Consider the following 18,481-nt stretch of genomic DNA (forward strand, 5'->3'; position numbering starts at 1 on the left):
CCGCGCGCGCTCTCGGACGGAGGACAACGGCTTCCCGCTGTAATATGCGTAGGGGGTGCCGGCCGCTGGCGGCGGCGCCCACCGACGTGTCGGCTGAGCGAGGAGGGAACCGTGAAAGCGATCCGTGTGCATGCCACTGGAGGGCCTGAGGTGTTGCGCCTCGAGGACCTGCCGACGCCCGAGCCGGGCCGCGGGCAGGCGCTCGTCAAGATCCAGGCGATCGGCGTCAACTACACCGACATCTATTCCCGGGTGGGCTGGTCCAAGGCGTCGCTGCCGTTCACGATTGGCGTCGAAGCCGCGGGGACGGTAGAGGGGGTGGGGCCGGAGGTGTCGGGGATCACCCGAGGCGACCGCGTTGCCTCCACCGGGGCGATGGGCGCGTACGCGGAATATGCCGTGATCCCGGCGTGGCGCCTGGTCAAGCTGCCGGGGGGAACCGAGTTCACCACGGCGGCGGCGGCGATGCTGCAGGGCATGACCGCGCACTACCTCTGCCACAGCACCTACCGGCTCGCCGCCGGTGAGACCGCCCTGGTCCACGCCGCGGCCGGCGGGGTGGGGTTGCTGCTCGTGCAGATGGCGAAGATGCTCGGCGCGCGCGTGATCGGGACCGTGTCCACGCAGGCGAAGGCTCTCCTCGCGCGGGAGGCCGGGGCCGACGACGTCGTTCTGTACACGACGGTCGATTTTGAATCCGAGGTCAAGCGGCTGACGGAGGGAAAGGGCGTCCAGGTCGTCTACGACTCCGTCGGCAAGACGACCTTCGATCAGAGCTTGAACTGCCTGGCGCCCCGGGGTCTGATGGTCCTTTTCGGCCAGGCGAGTGGCCCGGTCCCGCCGGTCGACCCCCAGCGGTTGAACGCGGGGGGATCGCTCTTCCTGACGCGCCCCACGCTCGGGAATTACACTTCCACCGCCGAGGAGCTCAACGACCGCGCCGGCGACGTCTTGAGCTGGGTGGCCTCCGGCCGGCTGAAGCTCCGGATCGACCGCACCTTCCCGCTCGCCCAGGCCGCGGAGGCCCACCGGGCGCTGGCGAGTCGAGGCACTTCCGGAAAACTCTTGCTGCTGCCGGCGTAGCGCGCTCATCGCGGGGCGGCGCCCCGCCGTTGACCCCTATTCCGGCGCTTGCTACAGTAGGGATACTCTACCAGCGCGGGCACCGTTCATCTCATCGCCGCTCCGGCACGTCGGTGGGAGCGGGGCAGGAGACGTATGGGCGAAGGGTACGACCCCAAGCGGCTCGAGCCGATGTGGCAGGCCCGGTGGAAAGCCGACGGGCTGTACCGGACGCCGGATCAGTCGGACCGGCCCAAGCTCTATTTCCTGACCATGTACCCCTATCCGAGCGGTGATCTGCACATCGGTCACTGGTACGTGATGACGGCGTCGGACACCAAGGCGCGATACCTGCGGATGCGTGGGTACAATGTTTTCTTCCCCATCGGGTTCGATGCGTTCGGACTGCCGGCGGAGAATGCCGCGATCCAGCACGGGATCCATCCATATAAGTGGACGATGGCGAACATCGAGCGCATGCGCGGGCAACTGCGGTCGATGGGGGCGATGTTTGACTGGTCCCACGAAGTGGTGACCTGCCTGCCCGAATACTACAAGTGGAACCAATGGTTTTTCCTCAAGTTCTACGAGGCCGGATTGGTCTATCGGGCGCTGGCCGCCGTGGACTGGTGCCCCCACGACAACACGACGTTGGCCCGAGAACAGGTCGTCGGCACCGATCGCGTCTGCGAGCGGTGCGGCACCCCGGTGGTCAAGAAAGACCTGGAGCAGTGGTTCTTCCGGATCACCAAGTACGCGGACGAGTTGCTCGATTTCAGCAAGATGGAGTGGCCGGAGCGCGTGCAGACGCTGCAGCGCAACTGGATCGGCCGGAGCGAAGGCGCGGAGATTACCTACAGCAGCGAGCAAGGGGACCCGATCACCGTCTTCACCACCCGGCCCGACACGCTCTTCGGCGCCACGTTCCTGGTCCTCGCCCCCGAGCACCCGTTGGTCGAGAAGTTGACCACTCCCGACCGCCGGGCCGAGGTGACGGCCTACGTCCACCGGGCGCGGCGACAGTCCGAGATCGAGCGGCTGGCCGAGGACCGGGAAAAGACCGGGGTGTTCATCGGCGCGTACGCCCGGCACCCGTTGACCAACGCGCGGATTCCCATCTACATCGGGGACTACGTCCTGCTGACGTACGGGACGGGGGCGATCCACGCCGTGCCCGCGCACGACAGCCGCGACTTCGTCTTCGCCCGCAAGTACCGGCTGCCCATCCCCGTCGTAATCGCCCCGCCCGACTGGGACGGGAAGGCGTTGGCCGAGGCGTATCAGGGCGAAGGCCCCATGGTCAACTCCGGTCCCTTTGACGGCACGCCGAGCGACGAGGGGCGCCGGCGGATCACCGAGGCGTTGGAGCGGGCCGGCCGGGGTCGGCCCGCCGTGACCTACCGGCTGCGGGACTGGTTGATCAGCCGTCAGCGATACTGGGGCACCCCCATCCCCATGGTCTACTGCCCGGCCTGCGGGACGGTCCCGGTGCCGATCGGCGACCTGCCGGTGTTGTTGCCGGAGGACGCCGAGTTCCTCCCGACCGGCGAATCGCCGCTGAAGCACAGCGCGGCGTTCCGCCACGTGCGCTGCCCCCGCTGTGGAGGAGCGGCGGAGCGAGAAACCGACACCATGGACACCTTTGTCGACTCGTCGTGGTACCAGTACCGGTACCTCAGCCCGCACGATCACGACCGGCCGTTTGACCCGCAGCGAGGCCGGGCGTGGCTGCCGGTCGACCAGTACACCGGCGGAATCGAGCACGCCGTGATGCACCTGCTCTACACGCGCTTCTTCACCAAGGCGATGCGGGACATCGGGATGGTGTCCCTCGACGAGCCGATGCTCCGCCTCTTCAACCAAGGCATCATCCTTGGCCCGGACGGCAACCGGATGAGCAAATCCCGCGGCAACGTGGTCAACCCCGACGACTATGCGGGGACGATGGGGGTGGACACCGTCCGGGCGTACCTGATGTTCATCGGACCGTGGGACGCCGGCGGGCCGTGGAACCCGAAGGGGATTGAGGGACTGCACCGGTTTCTGCACCGCGTCTGGCACCTGGTGGTGGACGAGATCCCGCCGGGCGCGGCGGGACCCGGGGCCGCGTCGGCCGTCCGCCGCGTGGTGCACCAGACGCTGAAGCGGGTGAGCGAGGACCTGGAGGGATTTCGGTTCAACACCGCGCTGGCGGCGTTGATGGAATGCACCAACGCGCTGATGCGGGTGCGGGAGGGCGGCGCGGCGGCGACCCCCGAGTGGGCGGTGGCGATGAAGGCCCTGGTGATGATGCTGGCCCCGTTCGCCCCGCACCTGGCGGAGGAGCTGTGGGCGAAGCTCGGCCAACCCTACAGCGTCCACCTTCAGGCCTGGCCGGCGTGGGACCCCGACGCGGTTCGCGAGGACACCGTCACCCTTGTCCTGCAGGTCAACGGGCGCGTCCGCGACCGGGTGCAGGTGTCGGCGGGGTTGGACGAGGCGCGCCTGCGGGAGACGGCGCTGGCGAGCGAGCGCGTCCGGAAGTTCATCGACGGGATGCAGGTCCAGGATGTGATCGTCGTCCGTGACAAACTCGTGAACGTCGTGGTGCGATAGGGCGACGTCCGAGGGGAGAGGAACTTTTCGCCAGTCCGCTGCGTCTTTCTTGGGTGATGGAGAGGCTGGCCGTGATGGTCCCGATGGCGCGACCTGATGCGGTCCGCGCGGATCGTTATACGCGGGAAGAGCTGGCGCGGTACGATGCGATCATCCAGCGATACGCCCGCCATGTGTACAACATTGCCTACCGCATGGCGGGCAACGAGGCCGACGCGCGGGACCTCTCCCAGGAAGCCTTCCTGCGGGTCTTCCGAGCGCTGCGGCGGGTCGAGCCCGACGCGCCGCTGGAGAGCTGGCTGCATCGGATCGTCAGCAACCTCTACATCGACCTGCTCCGCAAGCGGCCGCGGGCGAGGGTCGAATCGCTCGATGCTCCGATGGAAACCCCGCGCGGCGAGATGGTGCGGGAGTTTCCCGACATCGAGTCGAGCCCCGAGGCCATCATCGAGCGTGAACAGCTGGACGGGGCGATCCAGCGCGCGTTGGGGACCTTGAGCGCGGACCTCCGACTGGTGGTCGTGCTGAGCGATATCGAGGGGCTGGCCTACGAAGAGATCGCCACAATCCTGCACGTGCCCTTGGGGACGGTGAAATCCCGGCTCCATCGCGCGCGGCAGATGCTCCAGCAGCGGCTGCGCCCCTATATGGAAGCGCGCCGGCGGGGATGGGACGGATGAAGATGAACCACCATCGTGTCGGACAACTGCTGTCCGCGTACCTGGACGGCGAGCTCCTCCCCCGCGAGGGGGCGGCGGTGCAGGAACACCTGCTGGAATGTCGGCGCTGCCGCGAGGAGTACGAGCGCCTCCGGACCACCAAGGGCCTGCTCGGCGAACTCCCGCTGGCCGAGCCCCCCGCGGAGTTTTGGCGGGTGGTGCGCGCGCCCGAGGCCGCCGCGGCGCCGCCGCGGCGGATTTCGTGGCGGGTGCCGTTGCTGCTGCGGCCGGCGTGGGCGGTCGCGGCCGTGATCGTGATCCTCGCGCTGGCCCTGATCCCGCTCGTCAAGGGGACGGTCGATCGGCTGCACGCGGCAGAGATTGGGGTCGACCTCTACGTGCGCGAGCACGCGCTGCAGATGAGCACGGAGCCGCTGCCGGATCGCGCCTACCTCGGGGTGGTGACGGGGGACGCGGATCTCGTGCTCGTCGGGGGGTCGACCCATCGCGACGAGGGAGCGCCGTGAACGCCTCGCTGCCTCTGTTCGCCAGGGCCGTGGCTGGCGCGATCCTGCTCGTCCTGGTCGGCGGCGGCCTGAACTTCGCTGCCCAGGCACCGGTGGTGCCGCCCGCCCGGATTCTCCAGATGGCACTGGAGGCCCCTCGGCTCGTGGACTACGAGGGGACCGAGGTGATCACCGCGCTCCGGGCCGGACGCATGGAGACGATCACGGTGGCCGAGTCACACAAGCGCCCCGACCTGTTGCGGATGGAGTACGTGTCCCCCGGGGACCTGGCGGGCCGGCTGATCGTCGACAACGGCACCACCGCCTGGCACTATGAGCCGAGCCTGAATATGGCGTTCGAGGGGCCCACCCTGCAGGGGCAGCTCCTGAGCCGGGACCTCACGCTGCTCCTGCGAAACTACCGTCTCTCCGCCCTCGGCGTCGAGGACGTCATCGGCCGGCAAGCCTACGTGATCGCGCTCGATCCGGTCCACCTGGGGGTGCGGCGCCAGTTGTGGGTGGATCGCTCCACGGGGACGGTCCTCCGCAGCGAAGAGCGAGATCCGTATCGGGGGATCATCCTCAGTTCCTATTTCTCTCGCATCAGCTTCAGCCTGAACCTCCCCGAGGCCTACTTCAAGTTCCGGGTGCCCGCCGGGGCGCACGTGTTCAATTGGATCACGACCGAGGCGGGCTCGATGAGCCCGGCCGCCCTCGAGACGCGGAGTCATTTCCCGGTGCTGATTCCTCCGGTGCTGCCCGAGGGGTACACATTTCGCGGCGGGGCGCTGAGCCGTTTCGGCAGCCTCACCTCGGTGTACCTGCGCTACAGTGACGGCGGCAACCTCATCTCATTCTTCGAGGCGCCGGCCGGATCGATCGGATGGCCCTCCGCGGGCACGCCGATCCAGGTCGCGGGCCGGCCCGCGCGGCTCGTCGATCAAGGGTACTTCCGCGTGCTGATCTGGGAACAGCGCGGTCTCCGGGTGACCGCGGTCGGCACGGTGCCGACCGAGACGCTGGTGACCGTGGCCGGGCAGATCGCCGCGGGAAGAGAACAGGCCCTGGTGCAGGATGTTTCCCGCCGCATCGAGAGCGATCCCGCGACCGTCCGCCGGCTTCGCGGGGAAGGGCTGACCTTCCCGGAGGTGGCCAGGACCGTTCTCCTCTCGCAGCGGCTGGGGGCCGATCTCCCCACGACCGTACGCTACGTTCGCGGAAGCCTGACCACGGACGAACTGGCCAGAAGGCTGGGGATCCCCCCGGCGGCGGTTCAGCGGATCGTCCGACAGGCGGTCGGGGAACTACCGGTCGTCCCCGTGCTTCCGGCCACCCCGCGCTAGCCCCCCCCGCGGGGCGGGCGGCGGAACATTTCCCTCTCCCCGCCACGTTACTGTAACTGATATGCGCAGAATTCCCAGGACAGGGTTTGCTTTGGCCGCCTGCCTCATCGCCGCTGTTGTGGGGACGGGGTCGACCGTCGCCGCCCCCGTGGTGGCGCCCGCCCCGCTGGCCAGGGGGTGGGGGTGGCTCCTCCTATCCGGGACCGCCGCCGCCGTCAACGGGTCGACGCGGACCATCACAGTGGCCGTATCGGGCGAGGGGCGCGCGGAGATCTTTGAGGGGGGAACGGCCTGGCGCCACGAGGCCGTCACGGGCACGCAGGTCGTGCACCTGCTTTCCGAGACCGTCCTGGTTGACGCCGATCGTGGGCCCGTGCCGATCGCCACGATCCGGCCCGGCACCCCGCTCCTCACCTGGGGAGTGGTGCGGCCGGATGCATCGACCTTCGGGCTCACGGTGGTGATGCCGCGGCTGCACGCTCGGGCGTCCGGCGCGAGCCCGGAGCCCACCGGCGTCTCGGGGGTGGTGATTCGCTCCTCGGGACGGATGCTGGAACTGCTCAACCAGGGGGGGGTGCAGAAGAGCGTGATCGTCACCGGAACGACCGCGGTTCACGCCGCCGCCGGCGGAGCAGCGCCGGGGATCTCCCCCGATGATCTGGTGAACGTCGAGGGGACGATCAATTCGGACGGGAGCGTTTCCGCCACCCGCATCGACGTGACCTTGGCGGTCGCCACCGCTGCCCAGGTTTCCGGAGGGGTCGCGCAGCGCTTGGATGACGTGGAAGGGCTGGTCGTGACGGGGGTGCCCGTGGCGGTCTCGGGGGAGACGTTCTTTGTCCGAGGGACCGGCCCGGCAACGTTCAAGCAGTGTGCGCCCGGCCAGGCGGTGACCGTCTACGGCACGCCGATCACCATCGGGAGCCAATCGGTCGGCCTCCGCGCCGCCCTGGTCGTGTTGCGCTAAGGGCCAGGACCCTGCTCCCCGCCCGCCGAACCTGCCGGTGGAGGGATGCGGCGGATGGACGTGGCGGCGCTGCAGGCGCAGATCTCGGCGACATTTGGGGCGAGGGACCGGGCGCGCGGTCCCGACGGGACGTTCCGGCGTCTGGTCGAGGAAGTGGGCGAAGTGGCGAAGGCGATGCGCGCCCGCGACCGGGCCGCGCTGGCGCTGGAGCTCTCCGATGTCGTCGCCTGGACCGTGAGCGTTGCCGTGCTCTGTGGCGTCGATCTCAACGCGGCGCTCGGCCGGTACGAAGCAGGGTGCCCCAGGTGCGGGGCATCCCCCTGCCGCTGTCCCCTCGACCCCGCGGCGCGGTAACGATCAGCGCGCTCCCGTCGGGGTGCGCTCCCCGGCGGGCGTCCCGAACAGCAGCAGCATGTCGCGCACCAGCGAGGCGGCGATGATCGCCGTGCCCCCGCCGGGATCCCACGGTGGGGCGACCTCCACGAGATCCATGCCCACGATGCGGTGCCCCTCGAGCGCGGTCAGGGCCGTCAGGAGCTCCGAGTAGGTGGCCCCATCCGGCTCGGGGTTGCCCGTCCCCGGCGCCACGGACGGGTCGAGCACATCGATGTCGACGGTGAGGTAGAGCGGTTTCTCCCGCAGCGAATCCAGTAGAGGCTGGGGGAGCCGGACCCCCCGAGCGAGATGCAGGCTTCGGCGCCGGGCGAGCGCGAATTCCTCCCGGGTGCCCGCCCGGATCCCCAGTTGCACGAGCGGGACCCCGCCGTCCAGCAGGCGACGCATCACCGTCGCGTGGTGCACCTCCGCCCCCTGGTATTCGCTGCGGAGATCGGTGTGCGCGTCCCACTGGACGACCACCACGTCATGGTGGCGGGCGGTCACCGCCTGGACCCCGCCGAGCGTGATCGTGTGCTCGCCGCCGAGGAGGAACGGGAGCCCGGGCCCGATCGAGCGTCGCACCGCCCGCACCATCGCCGCCGGGTCCAGCGCCTCGACGGCAAGATCGCCGGCGTCGACGAACGCGACCCCTTCCAGGTCGCGATCGAGGAGGGGGTTGTAGGTTTCGATGCTGTCCGAGGCCCCGCGGATCGCGCCGGGTCCCCACCGGCTGCCCCGCCGAAACGACGACCCGACATCGTACGGGACGCCGGTGAGCGTGGGCCCCGCGGATCCGCCAGCGCCGGGGGCGCGCGCGGCGAGGAAGGTCACTCCATCTCGACCTGTTCCCGGAGGTAGGGCGGGAGATCAAAGGCCGCCCGGTGCCCCGACGGCGTATAGTAGCGCAGCCCGGCAATCGCCGCCACCCGTCGGGCGATCTCCTCGGGCGCGATCGCGTGCGGATCCCGGCCCTTCGTGCCGACGGTAAACGACCACAGCACCCCCGGGTAGGTCGTCACGGTCGCGACGTACGTTCGCACCGTCGGGAACGACGGTCGCAGGTGTCGCCGGACCATCCGGATCAACTCCTGCTGGTAAACCGCCGAGCCGGATTGCACCGCCAGCACGCCCTGCGGCGTGAGCCGGTTTGCCACCTGGGCGTAGAACTCCGGGGCGAAGAGGCCGGTGGCGGCCCCCTCGGGGTCGGTCGAATCGATCAGCACGACGTCGAACCGATCGGGGGTTTCCCGGACGTAGGCGATGCCGTCGCCGATGACCAGGGTGGCCCGCGGATCCTCGAAGGCCGCGCCACAGATCGTGCTCAGGTACTGCCGGCTGGCGCGGACGACCGCCGCGTCGATCTCCACCATCGTCGCTCGCTCGATGGGGTGCTTGAGGACTTCCTCCAGCAGCCCTCCGTCGCCGCCGCCGATGATCAGGACGGTCCGGGGCCGGGGGTGCGCGCACAGCGCCGGGTGGGCGAGCATCTCGTGGTAGACGAACTCATCACCTTCAGTGGTTTGCACGGCGCCGTCGAGCACGAGCATTCGCCCGAACCGCGGGCTGTCGTAGATCTCGAGGTGCTGGTAGGGGGTGCGCTCGTCGTGGAGGCACCGGGTGATCTTGAAGGCGGAGGTGATGTCGCTCACCCCCTGATCCACGATCCAGGCGCCGCGCATCAGAGGAGGCCGTTTCGGCCCGGCCAGAACAGGGCGACCGCCACCGCGCATCCGGCCCGTTCCACCGTGTGCTCGGCGCCGGTGACGATCACCTCGTCGAGCGTGATCCCGCGGATGCGAAACCCCTCCTCGACCATGCTGCGCACCGTGGCCTCCGCCGCGGCCAGGGACGAGTGGGCGGTGTGCTCCATGATCACCCCGTATGCCTCCCGCGAGATCCCCACGCCGATCGTTGCGCTGATCAGATCCCCGGGCCTCGTGCTCGCGATGCGCGAGTACACGGCGGGGACGAGCAGGCCCGGCGGGTAGGGTGGGAGCTCGATCACGCGCGCCCCCGGGGGCATGATGCTGGTCACCCGGAGGAAATTGATGTTCGCGACCCCGGCGTCCTGCAGCGCCCGGTCGAACGCGTTGAGCTCGGACGGGCCTTCGCCGTGTCCGGAGACCAGTGAGACGGCTTTGGGTGGCTGCCACATGCCGCTAGATATTCCACCAGGCACGTAGGCTTCCTTTTGCTGTCGCTTCGATGGAATATGGCGGGAGGATTTGCCGAAAACTCCGGGACGCTCGACCGACAAACACGCGGGGGGATTGACATGGTCCGGCCCGCTCCGCATAATGGGCACAATTGAATATAGAGACACGTCCTTCCGAACAGGCAAACCCGAAGCAATTCGGGGACGCAACGCCACGGGACCCTCGCGGTCAGCCGGGCTGCCGAAGAGGACTCTGATGTCGCGACAAGCGCGGGGTCCTTCAGGAGGACCTCGCGTTTGCCTTAGGGGCGCTGGCGGCGTGCCCCGAGGATCGCCGGAAGGGCCAGAGATGCAAGGGGGGGAACGCGTCCCATGGCCATGCTGCGCGTCCTACGGCGTCGGCCGCCGAGCCGGTTGGGCCTCGATCTGAGGGTTCGAGGCGACAGCGGGTTCACGTTCATCGAGCTCATCGTCGCGCTGACCTTGTTCGCCGGGGTCTCCGTGTTTCTGCTACAAGCCTTCATGGACGGGATGACCTACGCGAACCGATCCGATGAGAAGGCCGCGGCGACCAGCATCGCGATGCAGGTGATGGAGCAGATCAAGGCCAGCCCCAATCCCTACACGCTCGTGGGATTCACGGATATCGGACGGACGCCGCTGCCGCTCCCCGCCCCCTATACGGGGATCAACAATCCGACGCCGCACACGTTCCAGGCATCGGTCTCCGTCACCCCCGACAACAACCTGTTCCTGAGCACGGTCACGGTCAACGTGTACCGGCCGCAGGATGCGGACGTCTCCCCGTTGGTGACGCTGTCCACGGTGCTCGATGCGCAGTAGCCTACCACCGAGCGCCGGGGGAGACGCGATGCGACGGGAACGGGGCGTGACCCTCATCGAGTTCGTCGTGATGCTGGCGATTTTGGGGCTGGTCATCGGGGGGATCTACCAGTTCGTGGTCAACGGGACCGTGGCGGCGGGAAAGACGAATAACTTCCTGCAGTCGCAGGCCCAGGTCCGCGCCGCACTGGACAACATCGTCGACGAGTCGCGGTGGGCGTCGGGCGTGACGGCCGGCACCGCCACGGCGGTCACGCTCTCGATCCCGCAGAATACCCCCTTCTCGGCGTCGAGTCCGTACACCGTGACGTTCACCTACGATCCGGTGAACCGGGTCGTGACCCGCCAGCAGAACGCCGGTCCGGCCGTGGCGATGGCCTACCTCGTCGTGGGGCAGGGGGCGTCCACGGGGTTGACGTTCATCTACTTCGACGGCGGCAACAACTCGCTCGGATCGTCGCCCACCGCCGGGCAGCTGAGCAGCATCGCTCGCCTCCGAGCGATCGTGGCCACCACCAGCGGTACGGTCACCCGGAATCTGGCGGGCGATGCGGCGCTCCGCGCCCACCCGTAGCGTGGAGGATCCCTCACCCATGTGCATCCATCGTATGCGGACGGTCCGGCGAGGAGAGCGCGGCCTTGCCATGATGTCCCTCTTGTCCATGATCTTCGTCCTCACGGTCCTCGCGACGCTCGTGCTCTATTTGAGCGGGAAGGAAACGGCGTTGAGCGCCGTCCGCCTCAACGGCGCCGAGAGCCTGTACGTCGCCGAAGGGGGGGCCTTCTCGGGGCGCGCCGCCCTGATGGCCTACATGGGCGCCTACCCGGCGGCCGTGACGTCCGTCGACCCCTCGCTCTCCACGACGACGGCGCTGGGATGGTACGCCGGCGGCACCAAAACCGCCCAGAATCCGTTTGGGGTCCTGGACTATCTCCTGACCGACGGCCAGCGGTTCTCGCTGGGCGCCTCCGCCTCGACGGCGTCGGAGACCTTCCAGGTGAACTGGGGGTTGGGCAACCCGCACCTGAAGCTCCAGACCGGCGCGGCACCGGCCAACCCGGTGGGGGCCGGGGCGTACGCCGCCTCGGTGCAGCTCCAACCGGACCCGCAGCCCGACGCGTCGTGCGCACCATTCAACACCGGGGCCTCCTGCTCGGTGCACCAGCTCGGCACCAACGACTACGAGCTCTTCTATACCTACACGGTGACCAGCGACGGCCAGCTGTCGCCGCGGTTCAAGCGTCGGGTCGTGCTCTCGGGGAACTTCAGCGTCCATCTGTTCGTCCAGACCTTTGCGCTCTACGCCCTCTTCACCGACGTGCAGAACACCCCCACCAACAATCCGATCTGGTTCACCAACAACACGAGCTTCAACGGGCCGGTGCACACCAACGGAGAGTTCCGCTTTGCCTTCTTCCCGACGTTCACGGGGAAGGTGGAGAGCGTGAACGCGAAGGCCTGGTACAACAACGGCGGCAACCCGCTCGAGCTCTCCAACAACGAGAACGTGAACGGCGGCACCCGGGTCGACGCGCCGCTCGTCCCGCCGGATCCGAACCCGCAGGCCGCCACCCCCGCCGCGTTCACCCGCGGGGTGCCGATCATTCCGCTGCCCACCAGTCCGTTCAACCAGCAGGGGGTCGCGGTCGGCCGCAACCCCGCGGACTCCTCCGCGGTGACGACGTCGCAGATCACCTCAGCGATCCCCGAGTTGACGGGATCGGGGTCCGTGCCGAACGGGGTGTACGTTCCGGTCGTCGACGCGAACGGGAACTGCCGGTCCGACGCCGGGGAGCAGATGGCGGGCGGGGTCTACATTCAAGGGAACGTGGATAACATGACGCTGGGCGTGAGCGGCAACACCGCCGTGTACACCCTGACGCAAGGGTCGCACACCACGACGGTCACGGTCGATCGGACGAACAACCAAACGACCGTGAACAGCAACAACTGGATGGCCCCGCCCTCGGGGGGTTCGTGTCCGGGCGCCGCGCCCGGCCCGGCCAGCCGGACCTTTACGGGGGTGCCCAAGGGGTGGCAGGGGCCGGGCAATCCGAACGCCTCCATGATCTTCGTGAACGGCACGGTCAACGGGCTCAGCGGAACGCTTCAGCAGAACGAGCAGACGACGATCGCCGCGGCTGGGACGATCACGATCACGGGGAACATCCAGTACCAGATCCCCCCCAACCCGGCGGACCCGACGTCCAACCCGACGAACGTCCTGGGGATCTACTCGGCGGGCGGCGACATCGTGGTCGGCCCCTCGGCTCCCAACGACCTGATCATCCAGGCGGTGCTGATGGCCGGGAACTCCGGCAACTCCTACAACAGCTCGGTCAACGTCGCGAACTACAGCTCGGGCAGCCCGCGCGGCAGCGTCAACTTGCTCGGCGGGTTGATCGAGAAGTACTACGGTCCCTTCGGCACCTTCAATGCATCCACCGGGACCCAGCAGACCGGGTACGGTCGTGCCTTCACCTACGACACGCGGATGGGTCGCGGGTTCACCCCGCCGTACTTCCCGACGACCGGCCTCTTCGTGATCACCGACGGGACGACGCTGCCGCTGGCAGGGGCCAAGCCGACCTGGCGCGAGGCGACCCCTCCGTAGGGCCCGAACGGTCCTGGAGGATCCCATGAGGCGCTGGCACTCGGAACGCGGGTTTACGATGCTCGAAATGACGGTCGTGATCGTGATCGCGACCATCCTCATCGCCTTGAGTTACACCTCCTGGCAGGGATACACCGCGCAGCAGCGCCTCCGGTTTGGCGCCATGCAGGTGGCCACCGACCTGCGGGAAGCGGAGGAGCGGGCGAAGGCCGAGCGCGCCCAGTACACCATCATGTTTACCGGATCGTCCTCAGGGTACCGCATCCAGCGGACCAGCGGGGGGTTCACCGAGAACGCCTCGCTGCCGACGGGGGTCAGCCCGCAGGCCTCGGACACCGTGACGTTCACTCCCTTCGGACAGCCCGATGCGGCCCACACCGTTACGTTACAGAACGCGGCCGGTACCCGCACGGCATCGATCGATACCGTGGGAGGCATCACTTACCAGGGACCCTGATCAGCCGTTTCGCCTTCCGGCGTCGCGAGGGGCGCCCCCGTTGCTGATCGGGGCGCCCCTCGTGTATAATGGCTTCATTGTAATGTAGCCGCGTATGCTGGAGGTGGATTCTTGACCGAGGTGCGGGTCGGCAAGGATGAGACGCTGGACAGCGCCCTGCGACGGTTCAAGCGTCAGGTCAAGAGGTCCGGAATCCTCACAGACGCGAAGCGGCACGAACACTACGAGAAGCCTAGCGCAAAGCGGCGCCGCCGCGCGGCTCGACGCAAGCGATTCTAGGCCTCAGGCCTCCCTCCATCTGCTCCCGGCGAAGGATCGTTCCGCTCCCGGTGGGGGCGTCGGCGCGGGCACCGGTCGAGCATGCCCGCCGGGTCCTTGCCGTTTGAGCGCGGCGGAAAGGAAAGGAGTGTAGCCGTGCGGCAGCCGGCCCGGAAAGTCAAACGGGCGCACAGCGCCGGCGGGGTGGTGTTCCGCCGGTCGCCGCCGGACGCCGCGGCTGAGGTGCGGATCCTGCTCCTTCAGCACGAGGCCGGCAAGTGGATGCTCCCCAAGGGCACGATTGAAACCGGCGAGACCCCCGAGGCCGTCGCCCTGCGCGAGGTGGCCGAGGAAACGGGGCTGCACAACGTCCGGATCGTCCGCGATCTCGGCGAGGAGCGCTACCTCTTTTTTTGGAAGACCGAGGACACCTATTACGACAAGACCGTGCACTATTACCTAATGGAGTTTCTCGGCGGGGAAGAGACCTGCCCTCAGCGCGAGGAAGGGTTCGTCCGCTGCGACTGGGTATCGGTCGCGGAGGCGCTGGAGCGGATCAAGTACAAAGAGACCCGTGAGGTGGTCCGGAGGGCGGAGGTGGTCCTCTCGGCCGCGGATGTCCCGGCGGCCCCCCCGGGGGTCTATCATGGTCCCGCCTCGTCCTAAGCCCGAGTCCCCACCCGCCTTCATCTTTCCGGAGGGGGCGGCACGCGCGCAGGTGATCGCGCAGACGCTGGAAGGGTACCGTCGCTACCTCAACCCCGGACTGGCCCGGCTCTTTCAGTTTGGCGGCGTGGACACGGTCGAATGGGCGGCCGAAGGCTCTCTGGTGTGGGACATCCACGGCCGCGAGTACATCGACTGCGCATGCGGCCCGGCCATCTTCAACATCGGGCACCGCCATCCGCGGGTGCTGGCGGCGGTGCGTGATCAGCTCGATCGGATTCCGATGTCCGTCCGCACGATGCCGAGCGCCCCCCAGGCGGATCTGGCCCGTCGATTGGCGCAGCTCACCCCCGGCGACCTGCAGTACAGCTTCTTCTGCAACAGCGGGGCGGAGGCCAACGAAGGGGCGATCAAGCTGGCCCGATTGGCGACCGGCCGGACCGGGATCGTGGCGATGGAGGAAGCATTTCACGGCAAGACCCTGGGGGCGCTGTCGGCCACCGGACGGGCCTACTACCGGGACCCCTTCCAGCCGCTCGTGCCGGGGTTCACCCATGTGCCCTTTGGGGATGCGGAGGCGGTGGAGCGGGCGGTCGGCCCGACGACCGCGGCGGTGATGCTCGAGCCGATCCAGGGGGAGGCCGGGGTGATCGTGCCTCCGTCGGGCTACCTCCGCGCGGTGCGGGAGATCTGCGACCGGCGTGGGGTGCTCTTGATCGTCGATGAGATCCAGACCGGCCTGGGCCGAACCGGCCGGTTGTTCTGCGTCGAGCACGAGGGCGTCGTCCCGGACCTCCTGACGCTGGCGAAGGCCCTCGGCGGGGGAGTGATGCCGATCGGCGCATTCATCGGCCGCCCCGCCGTCTGGGAGCGCTTGCGGCGGGATCCGTACATCCATTCCTCGACCTTCGGCGGGAACCCGCTGGCGTGCCGGGCGGCGGTCGCCACCCTCGAGGTGCTGACCGAGGAACGCCTCGCCGATCGCGCCGAGCCGCTGGGCGCGCAGTTCCTCCGCCGGCTGCGCGAGATTCAGGATCGGCACCCCCGGATTGTGAAAGAGGTCCGCGGCCGCGGCCTGATGCTCGGGGTGGAGTTCGCCCACCGCGACTACGCCCTGATGACCTCCGCCGAGGCGGGGCACCGTGGGGTCATCACCTTCTACACGCTCAATAACCCGAACGTGATCCGCATCGCGCCCCCGCTTGTGATCACGCCCGAATTGATCGACCGGGCCGCCGAGGGGATTGACGGAGCGGTCGCGGAGGCCGAACGCCTGCTGGGCTCGGTCGCGGCGGCCGCCGACAGCGGATCGTGATGCGCGCCGACGAGGTCCGGGAGGCCTTCCTCCGCTACTTTGAGGGCCAAGGACACACCCGGGTCCCCAGCGCCTCGCTCATCCCGGCGGGGGATCCGACGTTGCTCTTCACCAACGCCGGGATGGTCCAGTTCAAGGACGCGTTCTTGGGTTTGGAGCGTCGATCCTACCGGCGCGCCACCACCGTCCAGAAGTGTATGCGGGTCAGCGGGAAGCACAACGACCTGGAGAACGTGGGCCCGTCCCCCCGGCACCACACCTTCTTCGAGATGCTCGGCAACTTCAGCTTCGGCGACTACTTCAAGCACGACGCCGCGCGGTTCGCCTGGGAACTGACGACCGGCGACCTGCGGATCCCCGCCGACCGCCTGGTGCCGACGGTGCTGGAAGGGGACGACGAGGCGGCGGCGGCGTGGGCCGCGCTCGGCGTCCCGCGGGAACGGATCGTGGCGATGGGGGAGGCGACGAACTTTTGGATGATGGGCGACGTGGGACCCTGCGGCCCCACGAGCGAGCTGCACTACGACTGGGGTCCCGCGGCGTGCACCTGCGGCCGGCCCGACTGCGGCGTCGCCCTCGACAACGGGTGCGGTCGATGGTTGGAGTTCTGGAACCTGGTGTTCATGCAGTTCGACCAGGCGGCCGACGGGACGCGGACGCCGCTGCCGCAGCCGGGGGTCGACACGGGGATGGGGCTGGAGCGGATCGTGTCGATCATCCAGGGGGTCCGGAGCAACTACGACACCGATCTGTTCCTGCCGCTCCTGGACGGCATTCAGCGGTTGCTCGCCCACACGGACGCGGAACGCGCCGCCCAGGCCGTGGCGTACCGGGTCCTCGCCGACCACGGCCGCGCGATGACGTTCCTCGTCGCCGACGGCGTCGTCCCCGACAACGAAGGCCGGGGCTACGTCCTGCGCATGATCATGCGCCGCGCCATCCGGTTCGCCAGGCGGGCCGGAGCCTCCGGCTCGTTCCTGGGGGGGCTGGCCGATCTCGTCATCGCGACGATGCGCGGGGCCTATCCGGAACTCGTGGGCCACGCCCCCTTTATCCGCGAGGCGCTGACCGCCGAGGAGGATCGGTTCCAGCAGACCTTGGACGCGGGTCTGGGCCGGCTCGATGACCTGATCGCGGACACCCGGCGCCGGGGCGCGGCCGTCCTCCCGGGAGCGGAGGTCTTTCGGCTGTACGATACCTACGGCTTCCCGCCCGATCTCACCCGCGATGTTGCGCGCGAGCAGGGGATCGAGATCGACGAGGCCGGATTCACCGCCGAACGGGCCCGGCAGCAGGAACGCTCGCGCGCCTCGCCGGCGTTCCAGTCCGATGGGACCGAGCGCGCCGCCTACGCGGCGTTGCGGGACGGGGGCGCCGCAAGTGAGTTTCTCGGGTACGACGCGCTCGGTGCGGCAGGGCGGGTGCTGGCCCTCCTCCGCGCCGGCGCCCGCGTTCCCGCCGCCGGGGCAGGGGAGGCCGTGGAGGTGGTCTGCGATCGGACCCCCTTCTACCCCGAGTCCGGCGGGCAGGTGGGCGACGCCGGCGAGATCCGCACGCCGCGCGGCGTGGTGGAGGTGACGGACACGCAGCGTCCGGTTCCGGGGCTCGTGGTCCACCACGGCCGGGTGGTTCGCGGGGAGGTGAAGGAGGGGGAGACCGCAGAGCTCCGTGTGGACGCCCGCCGCCGTCACGACATCATGCGCAACCATACCGCCACCCACCTCCTGCACCGCGCCCTGCGAGAGATCCTGGGCGAGCATGCCCGCCAGGCCGGATCGCTGGTCGCCCCCGACCGCCTGCGGTTCGACTTCCTCCACCTCCGGCCGGTGTCCCCCGCGGAGCGCGAGCGGGTCGAGGCGCGGGTCAACGAGCAGGTGCTCGCGGCCCTCCCGGTCCGGACGGACGTGATGGCCTACCGGGAGGCGGTGGCGACCGGGGCGATGGCCCTCTTCAATGAAAAGTACGGGGATCGGGTGCGGGTGGTGAGCATCGACGGCTACAGCCGGGAGTTGTGCGGGGGCACGCACGTCGGCACCACCGCGGAGATCGGCCTGTTCTTGATCGCGTCGGAGTCATCGGTGGGCAGCGGGGTCCGCCGCATCGAGGCCCTGACGGGCCGCGCGGCGGCGGCGCGGGCACACGGGGATCAGGAGATGCTCCGGGCCGCGGCCGAGGCGTTGCGGGTGGCGGTGCCGGAAGTCCCGGAGCGGGTCCGGCACCTCATCGACCGCGTCCGCACCCTGGAGCACGAGGCCCAATCGACTCACGCCCGAGCGACGGTGCCGGACCTCGAGACGCTGGTGCGGGACGCCCCACAGGTCCAGGGCGTCGCCGTAGTGGGGCTCGCCAGCCGGGGAGCGGATCAGGCGGCGCTGCGCTCGCTCGGCGATCGCGTCAAGGCACGGCTGCGTGCCGGGGTGGTCGTGGCGGCGTCCGCCGGGGCCGACCGGGTCGATGTCGTGGTGATGGCGACCCCCGACGCGGTGGCGCGCGGCGCTCAGGCCGGCAGGGTGATGGCGGTGCTCAACCGGCGGCTGGGGACCCGTGGCGGCGGACGTCCCGAACTGGCCCAGGGAGGCGGAGGGGATCCTGCCGCCCTCGACGCGGTGATGGCGGACCTGCCGGCCGTCGTGCGCGAGGCGCTGGTGGCCGGGGGGTAGAC

At 69.2% G+C, this 18,481-nt stretch carries 18 protein-coding genes and 1 riboswitch; of the genes, 15 read left to right on the forward strand and 3 right to left on the reverse strand.

What is annotated here, in order from left to right; translation table 11 throughout:
• The first annotated feature begins 111 nt into the window (after positions 1–111).
• From VKV57_07395 to VKV57_07425, 7 genes are all read left to right on the forward strand, one after another.
• Entirely contained in the window at positions 112–1,083 is a 972-nt protein-coding gene (locus VKV57_07395; GenBank protein HLW59736.1) for a quinone oxidoreductase, read from the forward strand.
• A gap of 135 nt (positions 1,084–1,218) precedes the next feature.
• Positions 1,219–3,657, forward strand: a complete 2,439-nt coding sequence (leuS, locus tag VKV57_07400) for a leucine--tRNA ligase (protein ID HLW59737.1) — start codon at positions 1,219–1,221, stop codon at positions 3,655–3,657.
• A 56-nt stretch (positions 3,658–3,713) separates the two neighbouring features.
• Positions 3,714–4,337 (forward strand): sigma-70 family RNA polymerase sigma factor, encoded by a 624-nt coding sequence (locus VKV57_07405; GenBank protein ID HLW59738.1) that lies wholly within the window; start codon positions 3,714–3,716, stop codon positions 4,335–4,337.
• Positions 4,334–4,843: a zf-HC2 domain-containing protein gene (locus tag VKV57_07410; GenBank protein ID HLW59739.1), complete on the forward strand. Its 510-nt coding sequence runs from the start codon at positions 4,334–4,336 to the stop codon at positions 4,841–4,843. Before VKV57_07405 ends, VKV57_07410 begins: the two co-directional genes overlap by 4 nt.
• Complete coding sequence (locus VKV57_07415) at positions 4,840–6,165, forward strand: sigma-E factor regulatory protein RseB domain-containing protein (GenBank protein ID HLW59740.1); 1,326 nt, start codon at positions 4,840–4,842, stop codon at positions 6,163–6,165. The genes VKV57_07410 and VKV57_07415 overlap by 4 nt, the downstream gene beginning before the upstream one ends.
• A 91-nt stretch (positions 6,166–6,256) precedes the next feature.
• Positions 6,257–7,132, forward strand: a complete 876-nt coding sequence (locus VKV57_07420) for a DUF5666 domain-containing protein (protein HLW59741.1) — start codon at positions 6,257–6,259, stop codon at positions 7,130–7,132.
• A 45-nt stretch (positions 7,133–7,177) separates the two neighbouring features.
• Entirely contained in the window at positions 7,178–7,486 is a 309-nt protein-coding gene (locus tag VKV57_07425) for a MazG nucleotide pyrophosphohydrolase domain-containing protein (GenBank protein HLW59742.1), read from the forward strand.
• A 3-nt stretch (positions 7,487–7,489) separates the two neighbouring features.
• Here the strand turns inward: VKV57_07425 and speB are convergent, their stop codons facing one another.
• Genes speB through VKV57_07440 form a run of 3 tightly spaced genes read right to left on the reverse strand, consistent with a single transcriptional unit; the run spans position 7,490 to position 9,665 of the window.
• Positions 7,490–8,341: an agmatinase gene (gene speB, locus VKV57_07430; protein HLW59743.1), complete on the reverse strand. Its 852-nt coding sequence runs from the start codon at positions 8,339–8,341 to the stop codon at positions 7,490–7,492.
• On the reverse strand, positions 8,338–9,189 hold the full coding sequence (gene speE / locus VKV57_07435; GenBank protein HLW59744.1) for a polyamine aminopropyltransferase: 852 nt from the start codon (positions 9,187–9,189) through the stop codon (positions 8,338–8,340). The genes speB and speE overlap by 4 nt, the downstream gene beginning before the upstream one ends.
• Positions 9,189–9,665, reverse strand: a complete 477-nt coding sequence (locus VKV57_07440; GenBank protein ID HLW59745.1) for an arginine decarboxylase, pyruvoyl-dependent — start codon at positions 9,663–9,665, stop codon at positions 9,189–9,191. The genes speE and VKV57_07440 overlap by 1 nt, the downstream gene beginning before the upstream one ends.
• A gap of 171 nt (positions 9,666–9,836) precedes the next feature.
• Positions 9,837–9,911: riboswitch (cyclic di-GMP riboswitch) on the forward strand.
• A 126-nt stretch (positions 9,912–10,037) separates the two neighbouring features.
• Between VKV57_07440 and VKV57_07445 the strand changes: the two genes are divergently transcribed.
• From VKV57_07445 to alaS, 8 genes are all read left to right on the forward strand, one after another.
• Positions 10,038–10,508 carry a type II secretion system protein gene (locus VKV57_07445; protein ID HLW59746.1) on the forward strand — a complete coding sequence of 157 codons (471 nt, stop codon included), beginning with the start codon at positions 10,038–10,040 and terminating at the stop codon, positions 10,506–10,508.
• A gap of 28 nt (positions 10,509–10,536) precedes the next feature.
• Positions 10,537–11,082 (forward strand): prepilin-type N-terminal cleavage/methylation domain-containing protein, encoded by a 546-nt coding sequence (locus VKV57_07450; GenBank protein HLW59747.1) that lies wholly within the window; start codon positions 10,537–10,539, stop codon positions 11,080–11,082.
• Positions 11,083–11,152: 70 nt separating this feature from the next.
• Complete coding sequence (locus tag VKV57_07455) at positions 11,153–13,123, forward strand: DUF4900 domain-containing protein (protein ID HLW59748.1); 1,971 nt, start codon at positions 11,153–11,155, stop codon at positions 13,121–13,123.
• Positions 13,124–13,148: 25 nt separating this feature from the next.
• Positions 13,149–13,580 (forward strand): prepilin-type N-terminal cleavage/methylation domain-containing protein, encoded by a 432-nt coding sequence (locus tag VKV57_07460; protein HLW59749.1) that lies wholly within the window; start codon positions 13,149–13,151, stop codon positions 13,578–13,580.
• Between the two features lie 111 nt (positions 13,581–13,691).
• A complete protein-coding gene (gene rpsU, locus VKV57_07465) occupies positions 13,692–13,859 on the forward strand; it encodes a 30S ribosomal protein S21 (GenBank protein ID HLW59750.1) in 168 nt (55 codons plus the stop codon).
• A 135-nt stretch (positions 13,860–13,994) separates the two neighbouring features.
• On the forward strand, positions 13,995–14,504 hold the full coding sequence (locus VKV57_07470; GenBank protein ID HLW59751.1) for an NUDIX hydrolase: 510 nt from the start codon (positions 13,995–13,997) through the stop codon (positions 14,502–14,504).
• The gene (locus tag VKV57_07475; protein HLW59752.1) at positions 14,485–15,819 is read left to right on the forward strand and encodes an aspartate aminotransferase family protein; all 1,335 of its coding nucleotides are present in this window, start codon (positions 14,485–14,487) and stop codon (positions 15,817–15,819) included. The genes VKV57_07470 and VKV57_07475 overlap by 20 nt, the downstream gene beginning before the upstream one ends.
• Positions 15,819–18,479 carry an alanine--tRNA ligase gene (gene alaS / locus VKV57_07480; protein HLW59753.1) on the forward strand — a complete coding sequence of 887 codons (2,661 nt, stop codon included), beginning with the start codon at positions 15,819–15,821 and terminating at the stop codon, positions 18,477–18,479. The genes VKV57_07475 and alaS overlap by 1 nt, the downstream gene beginning before the upstream one ends.
• Positions 18,480–18,481: the final 2 nt, after the last annotated feature.

The organism is bacterium (assembly GCA_035307765.1).
Taxonomy (GTDB): Bacteria; Sysuimicrobiota; Sysuimicrobiia; order Sysuimicrobiales; family Segetimicrobiaceae; genus Segetimicrobium.